This is a genomic window from Planococcus sp. A6, from assembly GCF_028823615.1.
Lineage (GTDB): Bacteria > Bacillota > Bacilli > Bacillales_A > Planococcaceae > Planococcus.
On record NZ_JAPEHT010000027.1, the window covers coordinates 1 to 12,890 of the forward strand.

Here is a 12,890-nt window from a genome sequence, read left to right on the forward strand (position 1 = left end):
ACTTCTTATCTTTCTCGACAACCTAAAACAGGACTGCCCACAGGCAGCCCTGTTTTTTTTAGAAAAGAAGTGATTGACCACTAACCACTATTTCTTTACGATAAGAACAAATGTTCTTATTTTTTAGAAAGGAATGGTGAAAATGAAAAAGAATCATCATTTGACGGTTAAAGGGGACGTATTGGACAGAGGGCAATTGAAATGGGGGGCACTGATGCTGCCGGAACATGTCCGGATGCTGCGGGAATGGCGGGCCGATGAACCTTCCAGGCATAAACCCCATCTCGATGAAGAAGAACTCGGTTTGTTGCAGGAAGAGATCGGCATTGCACACCAGCGGCAATGCATGGCCGAAATACGCTATTGGGACGATGGGCTGGCAGCCGTATCCGGGATCATCACTGCCATCGACCTATCCAATCAAACACTAGAAATCACCTCCGGCCCTGATATTGTCCGCATCGTTTTTGCCGACCTTCTCGGCATCCGAATGATCGATTAAAGCTATCCGTAATGGCGTAGAAACGGATAATTTCCTTTTTTAAGGTTATTTCTTGGCGGCATCGGGCATATACTAAATAACTTTACAAAACAAATGGAGGTATAAAGTTATGAGCAAAGTGACGTCCTATGCCAAAGAACTTGGCCAAGAATTCAAGAAAGACAATGCGACGACACTTGCGGCAGCGCAGGCCTATTATTACCTATTAGCAATCGTTCCTTTATTAATTTTGCTATTGGCCATTCTGCCGTATTTGCAGCTTGACCCCCAACGGGTAGTCGATTTTATTGGCAGCATCCTACCGGGCGAAGTCGCAGCTACGTTTGAAGAAAATATCATCAGCGTCGTGACCACCCCATCCGGCGGTCTACTGACTTTCGGTATCCTGGGTACACTTTGGTCGGCATCCAATGCTATGACCGCGTTTATAGACGCGACGAATCAAGCATACGATGTGGAGGAAACCCGCTCATTTTTCAAGAAAAAAGGGATGGCCATCATTTTGACGATTTTCATGCTAGTTGCTGTTATCGTCGCGCTTGTCCTACCGATTTTTGGCGGCGCCATCATCAATACGATCACCGAGTTCCTGAATTTGCCTCAACAAACAGAAATTATTTTCCAAGTACTTCGTTGGGTCATTTCCATCGCGGTTATGAGCCTTGTCTTGGCCATGTTGTACAAATTTGCACCGAATAAGCAATTTCCTTTCAAGGAGGTTATTGTGGGTGCTTTGATTGCCACGATTCTCTGGCAACTCGTTTCTCTTGGATTCTCTTTCTATGTTTCAAACTTTGGCAACTTTTCTGCTACTTACGGGAGCCTCGGCGGTTTGATCATCTTGATTCTTTGGTTCTTCCTGACAGGGTTGATCCTGGTTATTGGAGCTGAAATCAACGCTATCTTGCACCGCCATAGACATGCCAAGAGCGATTCGGAAGAAAGCAAATTGCAAATGGCCGAATCTGGTGAAACAGAGTCATCTATGAATAAGTATTAATGCCAAAAGCCATCCGCTGATTCACTAGCGGATGGCTTTTTTTCATATTTTTCTACTGGTTTGTTCGATGCCTGGTCGATGCGCTAGGAAGTTTCGGAACGCAAACCCTTCCACTTGGGTTTCTGAATAGCGTTTTTGCAAAGCCTCGATTAAATTCGGATAATCCGAAGCGTTTTCAAGACGCGCGACATGATCGAAAATGCCATCAAAATCAGATCCCAATCCGATGTGGCGTTCTCCGCCGAGCGTACAAAGATGCTCGATATGGCGCAGCAAATCCTCGATCGCTGCCTGCTGGCTTCCTGGGTTGATGAACTCCGGACAGAATACGACATCGATCAAGCCGTTGTGCGAGAACATTGCCTCGATTTGCCCATCGTCCAGATTGCGCGGATGATTGCACAACTTCCGTGCATTCGAATGGCTCGCAATTGGATACTCGGCGAGTTCCATCACTTCCCAAAATCCTGCAAGCGACAGATGGGACACGTCCGTGAACACACGGTGATCGTTATTCAACTGCACCACTTGCTTGCCGAGCAGCGTCAATCCGCCGCCTCTCGGTTCGCCGACGCCGTCTGCGCAGAGATTGGCGAAATTCCATGTCAGCCCGAGCGACAGCACGCCGAGCCTATAGAGATGCCGCAGTTTCGCAAGATCATTTCCAAAAGCATCTGCCCCTTCGAGCGCGAGCACTGCGCCGATTTCATCCGGGCCGAGTGTGTCGATGTCTTCCCAACGGCGGATATGTTTCATAAGCGGCTCACTGAGCACTTCGCTGTAGAACAAATCGACCTGCTCTAATGCATGCTGCCATTTTTCATTGTCCGGCAACTCAGGGTGCACGAACACCGCGAAAAACTGGACTTTGACGCCGCCTTGTTGCAAGCGCAGGAAATTAGTGTCGAGTTCTTCCGCATCGAAAAAATTTACAGGCTTTCCTCGAAACAATTCGTTGCGCTTCGCTACCTGCAGCTTCAGCAGGGCATCGCAATGCGTATCGATGATTTGCACTCACTCATCCCCTTCTTCTGTACAGGCGCTGACAAAGCCTTCAAAGATACGCAAAGAAGCTACGTCGCCTGCACGTGCCATATTTTCCGGATGCCATTGCAGCCCCAGCGCGAAACCATGCTCTTTGCTCTCGATCGCTTCTATGACCCCGTCGCTTGCGATTCCGGAAACGAGATAATGTTCAGGCACATGGCGGTTCGACTGGTGATGGCGGCTATTGACCTTGAGTTTCAGAGAATCCGTCAGCCGGTGCAAGAGCGAACCTTCCGCGACTTCGACAAAATGAGAGCCATGCTCTTTCGGCGCACGCTGCTGATGCTGAAGCAGGTTACCCTCCAATTGAGACGGTGTATCCTGATACATATCCCCGCCGGCTGCGATATTCAAAATCTGGGCGCCTCGGCAAATCGCCAGCACCGGTTTGTTCTTCTCCATCACTTTTTCCAATAGCTCCAGTTCAAAACGGTCACGCGAGGGAATGATGACGCCAAGGCCCGGATGCGGCTCTTCGCCGAATAAAGTCGGGTCAATGTCCCAACCGCCCGCAAGGAACAATCCGTCGATGTGCTCGGCGAGTTCTTCCAGTTCCGCCTGCCCTTCAATATGTGGCAGCATGATCGGCAAGCCGCCCGCCCGGACAATCGCTTCTGTGTCCGCAAGCTCTACATTGTATTCATCTTTCCCCAATTCCTTTGACGCGGTAATGCCGATGATTGGTCTCATTCCCATCACTCCTAAGTTGTTTGAATACTTGATATATTCACCATACAGAAGTTTTTTCAGGATGGAAAGAACAATCCAATCTTTCCCATCAAAAAGAAACAGCCCGCAAAAGACGCGAAGCCTTCCACCGCTGTTTCTGTCAAAACTGATTTTTTATCGTCCTTCAAAGCTCTTGCCTTTCACTCGGCTTGGTATCCGGCAATCGCTTCGGCAATCGCGTTTTCGATCGGCGTGACATTCGCCAAATCATTGTTCAGGATGATCGCGAAGACCAGCCGTTCGCCGTCTTGGGTCGTTGCATAGCCGGCCAGAGAAGAAACCGAGGACAAGCTGCCGGTTTTAGCCTGGACATTGCCTTCCGCTGCCGTCCCTTTCATTCGGTTGCGCAAGGTGCCGCCGACAAAGCGTTCCGAAGCCCCTGCTACCGGCAAGGATTCAAGGAACGCATCAAACCATGGCTCTTCCTGTGCCCCGGCCAATAACTGCGAAATCTCATTTGCCGGAATCAAATTGACGTGGGACATTCCGGAAGCATCTCGCAGATGGATCGTGTCGACATTGACGCCGAGCTTGCCAGCGGTTTCCTCCATCACTTCGAGGCCCGCTTCCCAGCTGCCTTCCCCGTTCACCACGCGGCCCATTTGTTTCGCCAATGCTTCGCCGTGGCCGTTATTGCTAAGTTTCATGAACGGGATCGATAGTTCCGCAAGCGTCATCGATTGATGTTCCAACAGCATGCGGCTATCCGGCGGCGTAACGCCCATCACCGTTTCAGAGTTCCCGATCAGCTCGACGCCTTCCTTATCGAGTGCCTTTTCGAACAAGCTGAGCGCATATCCGGACGGTTCATCGACTGCGATCCATTCACGCGTCCGGCTTCCCTGTTCCGGGATATTGCCTTCCACGATGATTTCATTCGTTCCGTGGTCTCTCGTGATGCTCAAGGTTTTCGGTTCGCCAGCTGCCACTGTTTGGGCGTTATTGGTGATTGTCACATAATCCGTCTCGGGCGACAAACTGACCCGCACCTCATCTCCCGCCGCCTCTCCGGCGTTCGCTTCCACGATGATCGCCCCCGCGTCGTAATCTTTATTCGGTGAGGCGGTCAATGCGGATACTTGGGCTCCGACATAGTACACTTCATTTTTCCAGGTCATGTCTTCAGACAAACGTTCATCATCGAACCAGCTATCGTCGCCGATCAAGTCGCCTTTCACTTTATGTATGCCTTGTGCTTTCAATTCCTTTGCAAAGCGCTCAAAATCCTCCTCGAGCAATGTCGGGTCGCCTAGCACTTTGCCTTTCAGTTCCCCATCGGTATGCAGTTCTGTCGAGAACCGGTGATCTTCCCCTAAAGTTTCAAGTGCCGCCGACATAGTGAACAGCTTCATATTGGATGCCGGTTTGAGCCGGATGTCGCCAAAGTGATCGTATATTTTCTCCCCGCTATCCGCTTTTCGAATGCTGACACCTGCGAGCGCGCCGTCCAAACTTTCATCTTGCAGAATATCATTCACTTGCGCAGTTAGCGCTACATAGTCACTGTCTGCTTCTGCCATTTCCCCATCACTTCCCATCTGCAGCGGGGATGCCACCAAAGCCCCTGCCAGCACGAGCAATCCCGCCGCTCTCCATCGATTCAATTTCGCCATTTTACTTCCTCCTCCAAGTGGTTTGTAAAAAATGTACCACAAATAAAGTAAGAATTTTCTGATACCTGAATAATCAGAACTAATGGCTTACTACTATTTTATATTAATAGTAAATAAATCCAAATAAAATCTATATTTTTATTCGTTTCTTTTTCGCTAAGTTCTTTCAGCCTAGCCGCATTAAAAAACCGCATCGACAAATTGCCGATGCGGTTTCTTCTTTATTATTGCTCGATCAATTCCAATTCTACAGGAATCGACGCTTCCACTTCTTCGCCGTCCAAGTGCTGGATAGCCGTTTCGACGGCCATTTCACCGATCATTTCCGGTTTTTGAGCAATCGTTCCGGCAAGACGGCCTTCTTCTACTGCTGCGACTGCATCGTTTGTGGCATCAAATCCGACAACTGTGACATCTTTGCCAGCAGCTTCAATTGCTTCAAGTGCACCAAGCGCCATTTCATCGTTGTGCGCAAACACTCCAGTTACATCAGGGTTTGCCTGTAAGATATTTTCCATGACCGACAAACCTTCTGCACGGTTGAAGTTCGCCGTTTGCTTGGCAACGACATCCAAGCTGTCTGCTGCGATATTATTGAAGCCTTCTCCACGTTCGCGCGCTGCAGATGATCCTGGAACTCCTTCAAGTTCCGCTACTTTCGCTCCCTCACCTACCAACGACAATAGATGCTCAGCTGCCATTTCACCACCCGCTACGTTATCCGAAGCAATGTGGGAAACCACTTCGCCGTTTTCCGCGCTGCGGTCTACAGTAATAACCGGGATATCTGCATTGTTGGCAGAAGCGACTGCTGAAGCAACTGCTTCAGAATCGACAGGGTTGATTAGAATCATGTCCACGCCTTGCTGGATCAAGTCCTCAACATCACTTGCCTGCTTCGATGCGTCGTCTTGTGCATCAACTACAGAAAGAGTTGCGCCAAGTTCAGAAGCTTTAGCTTCTGCCCCTTCACTCAATGTTACGAAGAACGGGTTGTTCAATGTCGAGATCGAGAAACCGATTGTGTAATCGCCGCTCGCTTCTTCTCCGCCTGTTGTTTCTTCTGAATCCGAACCTGGTGCTTCCATGGAACATGCGGCCAAAACCATCATTGCCAAAAGGACGAACATCAATAGCATTTTCTTCATTTCTACCACTCCCTATACTGTTTTTTTACGGTCTAGCAATACTGCAAGCAATATAACTGCACCCTTCACCACTTGCTGGAAGAAGGAGGACACCCCAATCAAATTCAAACCGTTATTCAAGACGCCGATGATCAGCGCACCGATCAAGGTGCCGACGATCCATCCGCGGCCGCCTGTCAAACTCGTTCCGCCGAGTACCACGGCTGCGATGGCATCGAGCTCAAACATCTGGCCCGCTGTCGGCTGAGCTGAATTCAAGCGAGAAGTCAAGATCAGCGACGCCAGTGCGGCAAGCGCACCGACCAAAGAATATACGTAAATTTTGATGCGGTCAGCATTGATTCCCGAAAGCACGGAAGCTTCTTCGTTGCCGCCCACTGCGTAGACGCGACGGCCGAATGTCGTTTTCTTCAAAATGAAGTAAAGGATGCCGAAACTGACAAGCATCGTCACGACCGGCACCGGAATGCCGAGGAAATAGCCTTTTCCGAGCATCTGGAAGCTCATGCTGTCGCCAAGCCCTGAAATCGGCCGGCCTTCTGTGTAGACGAGCGTCAAGCCCCGGTAAATGGTCATCGTCGCAAGCGTCGCGATGAATGGCGCCACTTTGCCTTTCGCGATGATGACGCCGTTGATGGCTCCGAGAACAGCCCCGAGGAACAGCCCCAGCAGCATCGCTAAGATCGGGTCAATTCCTGAAGCCATCATGCCAGCTGTCACAGCACCCGTAAGCGCCAAGATCGATCCGACCGATAAGTCGATTCCGCCGGTCAAGATGACAAAGGTCATCCCGAATGCAATCAACGCATTGATCGACACTTGTCGGAGGACGTTCAAGATATTGCTCATGGATAGAAAACTCGGGTTAATTGCGGTAATGATGATAATGATTAAAATCAACCCGATAAACGGCGCGATTTTTTGGAACAAGCTTGTATTAGCGGACTTCAGCTTCAAGTTTCCCACCTCCTGTTGCATAATGCATAATAGTTTCCTGAGTCACTTCCTGCTTCGGCAAATCTGCCGTCAGTTTGCCTTCGTGCATGACGAGCACACGGTCTGCCATGCCGATCACTTCCGGAAGTTCGGAAGAAATCATCAGGATGGCAACGCCTCGAGCGGCCAATTCGTTGATGATCGAATAAATCTCTTTTTTTGCGCCGACATCGACTCCCCGTGTCGGCTCATCGAGTATGAGCACATCCGGTTCGATGCCGAGCCATTTCGCGATGACGACTTTTTGCTGGTTGCCTCCGCTCAGCGATTTGGCTGCTTGGTCTGGCCCTGATGTCCGGATGCCAAGACGTTTCACCATCCGGTCGTACAGGCTGCGTTCTTTGTCTTTCGACAGCAATCCTTTTTTAGAAATGGATTCAAAGTTCGCCATGCTGATGTTTTCTTCGACTGTAAAATCGACGATCAGCCCTTCGGATTTGCGGTCTTCGGTCACGTAGCCGATGCCGAGCTCTTTCGCTTTTTGCGGATTGTCGATTTTCGCAGGCTTGCCATCGAGTTCCACAGTTCCTGAATCCGCTTTCTTATAACCGAATAAAGACTGCGCCACTTCTGTGCGCCCTGCCCCCATCAGCCCAGCAATCGAAACGATTTCCCCTTTATGGATATCGAAGGAAATATCTTCAAAGCAATCTTTCCGCGATAGGCCTTTAACCGATAGTTTCACATCGCCTATTGATGAGCTTCGTTCCGGGAAACGGTCGCCGAGTTCACGGCCGACCATCAACTGGACAATTTCTTCGAAGCTGGTTTCGCTGATCTTCCGTTCACCGACGAATTCACCGTCGCGCAATATGGTAATGCGGTCGCACAGCGAAAAAATTTCTTCCATGCGATGTGAAATATAGACGAACGATACGCCGCGCTTTTGCAGGTCGCGGATGGTCACGAATAAAGTTTCGATTTCGCGGTCCGTCAGTGCGGCCGTCGGTTCATCCATGATGATCATTTCCGCATCCATCGACAAAGCTTTGCCGATTTCCACCAATTGCTGCTGTCCGACAGACAATGTGCTTGCGGGAAGCGATGGGTCGATATCGAGCCCTAAATCCCCTAAAATCTTTTTCGTTTTGCGTTCCATGTCTTTTGTCTTCAGGATTCCTGTGCGCCCGACGGTTTCCTCACGGCCGAGAAAGAGATTGTCCGCAATCGACAGGTGCGGCAGGATATTCAATTCCTGGTGGATGACGGCGATGCCTTCCGCTTCCGCCTGCTTTGGCGAAGTGAATTCAACTTTTTTGCCCTTCACTTCCACCGTTCCGGAGTCACGCGTGTAGATGCCGGACATGATTTTCATCAAGGTCGATTTCCCGGCGCCGTTCTCGCCCATCAAGGCGTGGATTTCGCCTTTTTCAAGAGAAAAGTGGACGTTTTTCAAGACGTTGTTGCCGCTGAACGACTTGCAAATATCGGTCATGTTGATCATATTGATCATTTCGTTCACCTGCCTCATTAAAAGATGACGCCCGACTGGAGAATGACATTCGCATACGGGCTTGCTTCCCCTGTGCGGATGATCAGCTTGGCGTTATGGCTCATCGCCTTTAATTCCTCGTGGCTCAGGTAGCGGCAATCCAATTGCTGTTGCATGCCAGCTTCCAAGCCTTTATTGTGATCGCTTATTTCCCGGGCAATATAAGCCGCTTCCGCTTCGAAATCCTCAAGCACTGCAGCCAGCACCGTCTCAAAAGAAGGCTCCCCGATGCGGTAGGATAAATCGACGCATGGCACATGTTCCGGCACCGGCAGCCCGCAATCGGCAATGACGAGCAAATCAGTATGCCCGAACCGTGCCAAATGGCCGGCGATGTCACGATTGATCATGCCTTGTTTTTTCATTTTGCTGCCTCCATCCGGGAAACGACTTCCGTACGGTTCGGCATGCCGCCTTGCGCCCCGAATTTCTCCACTGATAAGGAGGCAGCGGCGTTGGCAAAGCGGACAGCTTCTTTGAACTCGCTGCCTTCAGCTAGTGCAACTGCCAAGGCACCGTTAAAAGTATCTCCCGCGCCCGTCGTATCGACCGCTTGTGTCGGAAACCCTTCGACAGTTACATGCTTGTCGCCATCGAAATAGCGGGCACCGTTTTTTCCGAGCGTCACGACCATGCGATTCGGATAGCGTTCCAGTTCAAGTTCCCAATTGGTGCCGAACAGCTCTTCCGCTTCGGTTTCATTCGGCGTCAAGAAGTCCGCTTGTTTCATCGCCTCCGTGAACCCGCCAGCTGGCGCTGGATTCAAAATAGCCGGGACCCCGAGTTCTTTGGCAAGCTGCAGCGTATATTCCACGACCGGAATCGGCAGTTCCAACTGCAGAATGACCATCGAACTTTTTTCGATTGCCTTTTTCTGTGCATCGATGTCCGATTTCGTCAGTTCGTGGTTGGCACCTGGGACGACGATGATGCGATTGTCGCCTTCTGACAATAGGATATTAGCGATTCCGCTCGCCCCATCCGTTTTTTTGACACCTTGTGTGTCAATCTGTTCTGTTTCTAGCCCCTCGAGAAGTTGTGTACCGAATGCGTCGCTGCCGACTGCCCCGACGATATGGACTTGGTCCCCGAGCCTCGCTGCTGCGACTGCCTGATTGGCGCCTTTTCCGCCAGGCACGGTCGTATATAAATTCCCTAGCACCGTTTCGCCTTGCTTCGGAAAGCGTTCCGTTCCGACCACAAGATCCATATTGATGCTGCCTACTACTGTAATCATCATTCCACACTCCTTGTTGTGCCCCGCAAGATCAGCTTGACCGGAATTTCGTAGAAGCTTTCTTCCACAGGTTTGTTCTCGATTCGCTTGATCAAGATGCGGGTGGCAATTGCGCCCATTTTGTAGACGTCCTGGGCGATGGTCGAGAGGCCCGGCGACAGCATTTCACCCATTGCAATGCCGTCAAAACCGATAATCTGCAAATCGTCCGGCACGTTTCTGCCGAGTATTGCAGCCGCTTTCAAAGCCCCCGCTGCCGACACATCGCTCGAGGCGAAAATGCCGTCAATTGCTGGGTTGGCCTTCAGTTCCCGCTTCACGATTTTCTGTGAGTCCGCGTAATGGAACGGGCAGGTGACGATACGGTAATCGACATCCGATTTTCCGATTGCTTCCATGAACCCGTCATAGCGGTCATTTGCAGGGTTCAATGCTTCCGGTCCCCGCAGAAACAAGATGTTTCGGCATCCGCGTTCGAGCAATGCATTCGTCCCAAGCACCGCTCCCTCTTTATTATTCGATGAGACCACGGGGATCTTTTCGTTGATCGCCCGGTCCAGTGCCACAATCGGCAGCTTCGTATCCGCATAATGCGGCGCGTCGAGCTGATTCGATGTCACGATAAAACCGGCGATGTATTTCTTCTTCAAGGTTTCGATATAGTTCTTCTCTTTTTTCGGGTCTTCGTCTGAGTTGCACAAGATAACGGTATAGCCATAGCTCAGAGCGACATCTTCCACCGCCCGCGCAAGCTCCGGGAAAAACGGGTTCGTGATATCCGGCAAAATGAGGCCGATTAAACTGGAACGTTTCGTGTTCAAAGAGCGTGCGACCGGATTCAATTCATATTCCAATTCCTCGACTGCTTCTGTCACCGCTTTGGCGGCATCGGCGCTGACATAGCCGCTGCCATTCAAAAAACGTGAAACCGTCGCAACGGAAACGCCTGCTTTTTTCGCCACATCTCTAATCGTTGTCATCGCTCTTCTCCGTTCTCAGGTTATGTGTAACCGGTTACACATACTATAAAACGTCCCTTTCTGCTTGTCAACGTGATTTGATATTTTGGTATTTTTCAAAATATATAAAAACACCCCGACAATGGTGTCGGGGTGTTCATAATCAATATACCAGCATCCGCTCGCCGCAGTTTTCTTCGGTTAAGCTATAGCTGATAACGTTTTTTCCTTTTTTCCGCAACAAGCGGACAGCCATATTCTTTTCCATTTCATCGGAAGCGATGACATGGATCAGACGGTCCGGTATTTCTTCATAGCTGCGGATAAAATAAGCGACCGGCAGTTCGAATGCACCTTCTACGGGATCTTTATAGGAAATATTATAGGCTCTTACATCCAGCAAGAGAATATCGTCATTTTCTTTCAAGTTGTCGGCACAGTCGTGCTGGACCCCTTTGGCCGTGACATAGCGTTTATAGAAACCGTTGGAGCCGGCAAGAGCCAGCAACGCGATCGGGATGCCAATACTCATTGTTTCGATCTTCCCCTTCTGGATTGTGTTTTTTTCAAAGAGAAACCGCCGAAGCCAAGGCTTAAGCGGTTATATTGCTATTATTGTTTCACGGCTGCGACTTCTTGCTGCCATTTGCTGTAGCCGCCTGTCATATTGACCAAGTTATCGATGCCGTTCGCTTTCAGTACACTTGCAGCGATAGCAGAACGGGCGCCCGCCTGGCATTGCACGATGATAGTTTTGTCTGTATCCACTTCATCCAAGCGATTTTTCAAGATACCGACCATGATGTGCTCGGCGTTATCGATATGCCCTTCATCGAATTCCGTCTGATTGCGGACATCGAGCACATACGCTTCGCCTTTTTCGACCATCTCATTCGCTTCGGATGGCGAGACGTTTTTATAAGAAGCCAAGTTGTCCGCTTGTGCCAGGACAGTTTCTGCCTCTGCAAAACCGTAGACTTCATCGATTCCGACTGAACGGAGGGCAACCAATGCTTCATCGAGTACTTCCGTGTCGAGAAGCAAGTACAAGGGTTTGTTGTAATCAACGACCCATCCTGCCCAGTTCGTGAAGGAATTATTGAACGGAATGTTGATCGTTCCTTGGATATGGCCTTTGCTGTAGGCATCTGCCGGACGCATATCGAGTACTTGTTTGCCTTCTGCAAGAAGCGCTTCGATATCTGCGGCTGATGTAATTTCTTTCAGTTCCGGCAAGTCTTTGATCAGTTTCTGGCCGACTTTATTGACCGATTTCATCACTGCGAAGTAATACGGCGGCTCCGGTTGGCCTTCGAGCAAAGCTTTCTTGAAAGAAGCTTCATCATCGAATTGCATCGCCCAGTTAAAGGCTTTTTCGTAACCGACTGTCGTCGATGGAACCGCGCCGAGCGCTTTACCGCAAGCGGATCCGGCCCCATGAGCCGGCCAAACTTGTAAATAATCCGGAAGCGCCTTGAAGCGTTCAATCGATTTGAACATCGACGCAGCACCTGAATCGGACGTACCTTGGATGCCTGCCGCTTTTTCCAGAAGGTCTGGGCGTCCGACGTCGCCAACAAAGACAAAGTCGCCTGTAAAGATGCCCATCGGCTTATCCGCGGATCCTCCTTTATCCGTCAATAGGAATGAAATGCTCTCCGGGGTATGGCCTGGCGTGTGCATCACGTCAAATACCAGGTTGCCGATTTTGAACTGGTCGCCGTCTTTCAATAGTTGATGGCTGATTCCATCCAGGTTCTGATATTTCCAATCGGCATCGCCTTCATCCGAAACATAGAGCTTCGTGCCGAAACGGTCATTCAGTTCCCGTGAACCGGATACAAAGTCAGCATGGATATGCGTTTCAAGAGCGCCAACAAAATTCAGTTTCTCTTTTTTTGCCAGTTCTTCGTATGCTGTGATATCGCGCATCGGATCAACGACGACTGCTTCGCCTGTTTTTTGGCACCCTACTACATAAGATGCGTGAGCCAATTTTTCGTCATAGAAATATCGTAGTAACATGGAATCAATCTCCTTTTGTTTGTTTTCGTTTTCTTAAGATAAATATACCCCACAGGGTATAAATTGTAAACACATATGCTTCACATTTTTATCAGCTTTCTTTAACACATTAAAAAAGCTCCAAAAGGGCAGCAACTGCGCT

At 49.9% G+C, this 12,890-nt stretch carries 13 protein-coding genes; 2 read left to right on the top strand and 11 right to left on the bottom strand.

The window, feature by feature from the left end:
• Positions 1-142 precede the first annotated feature (142 nt).
• Both ON064_RS05980 and ON064_RS05985 read left to right on the top strand, forming a co-directional pair.
• Complete coding sequence (locus tag ON064_RS05980; RefSeq protein WP_274624059.1) at positions 143-502, top strand: YolD-like family protein; 360 nt, start codon at positions 143-145, stop codon at positions 500-502.
• A 109-nt stretch (positions 503-611) separates the two neighbouring features.
• Positions 612-1,502, top strand: coding sequence for a YihY/virulence factor BrkB family protein (locus tag ON064_RS05985; RefSeq protein ID WP_274624060.1), 891 nt, complete (start codon positions 612-614; stop codon positions 1,500-1,502).
• A gap of 42 nt (positions 1,503-1,544) precedes the next feature.
• Here ON064_RS05985 and ON064_RS05990 read toward each other — a convergent pair whose 3' ends face one another.
• From ON064_RS05990 to ON064_RS06040, 11 genes are all read right to left on the bottom strand, one after another.
• On the bottom strand, positions 1,545-2,516 hold the full coding sequence (locus ON064_RS05990; RefSeq protein ID WP_274624061.1) for a dipeptidase: 972 nt from the start codon (positions 2,514-2,516) through the stop codon (positions 1,545-1,547).
• On the bottom strand, positions 2,517-3,239 hold the full coding sequence (locus ON064_RS05995) for a gamma-glutamyl-gamma-aminobutyrate hydrolase family protein (RefSeq protein ID WP_274624062.1): 723 nt from the start codon (positions 3,237-3,239) through the stop codon (positions 2,517-2,519). It abuts the gene before it with no gap.
• 179 nt (positions 3,240-3,418) lie between these two features.
• Entirely contained in the window at positions 3,419-4,891 is a 1,473-nt protein-coding gene (dacB, locus tag ON064_RS06000; RefSeq protein ID WP_274624063.1) for a D-alanyl-D-alanine carboxypeptidase/D-alanyl-D-alanine endopeptidase, read from the bottom strand.
• Between the two features lie 224 nt (positions 4,892-5,115).
• On the bottom strand, positions 5,116-6,039 hold the full coding sequence (gene rbsB, locus ON064_RS06005) for a ribose ABC transporter substrate-binding protein RbsB (protein WP_274624064.1): 924 nt from the start codon (positions 6,037-6,039) through the stop codon (positions 5,116-5,118).
• A gap of 12 nt (positions 6,040-6,051) precedes the next feature.
• A complete protein-coding gene (locus tag ON064_RS06010; RefSeq protein WP_274624065.1) occupies positions 6,052-6,996 on the bottom strand; it encodes an ABC transporter permease subunit in 945 nt (314 codons plus the stop codon).
• Complete coding sequence (locus ON064_RS06015) at positions 6,977-8,479, bottom strand: sugar ABC transporter ATP-binding protein (protein WP_274624090.1); 1,503 nt, start codon at positions 8,477-8,479, stop codon at positions 6,977-6,979. Before ON064_RS06015 ends, ON064_RS06010 begins: the two co-directional genes overlap by 20 nt.
• Before the next feature lie 26 nt (positions 8,480-8,505).
• Positions 8,506-8,892: a D-ribose pyranase gene (gene rbsD / locus ON064_RS06020; protein ID WP_274624066.1), complete on the bottom strand. Its 387-nt coding sequence runs from the start codon at positions 8,890-8,892 to the stop codon at positions 8,506-8,508.
• Positions 8,889-9,764 carry a ribokinase gene (gene rbsK, locus ON064_RS06025; RefSeq protein WP_274624067.1) on the bottom strand — a complete coding sequence of 292 codons (876 nt, stop codon included), beginning with the start codon at positions 9,762-9,764 and terminating at the stop codon, positions 8,889-8,891. The genes rbsD and rbsK overlap by 4 nt, the downstream gene beginning before the upstream one ends.
• Positions 9,764-10,744 (bottom strand): LacI family DNA-binding transcriptional regulator, encoded by a 981-nt coding sequence (locus ON064_RS06030; RefSeq protein ID WP_274624068.1) that lies wholly within the window; start codon positions 10,742-10,744, stop codon positions 9,764-9,766. Before ON064_RS06030 ends, rbsK begins: the two co-directional genes overlap by 1 nt.
• A gap of 142 nt (positions 10,745-10,886) precedes the next feature.
• Positions 10,887-11,255 (bottom strand): hypothetical protein, encoded by a 369-nt coding sequence (locus tag ON064_RS06035; RefSeq protein WP_274624069.1) that lies wholly within the window; start codon positions 11,253-11,255, stop codon positions 10,887-10,889.
• Positions 11,256-11,335: 80 nt separating this feature from the next.
• Positions 11,336-12,748 (bottom strand): MBL fold metallo-hydrolase, encoded by a 1,413-nt coding sequence (locus ON064_RS06040; protein WP_274624070.1) that lies wholly within the window; start codon positions 12,746-12,748, stop codon positions 11,336-11,338.
• Positions 12,749-12,890 lie beyond the last annotated feature (142 nt).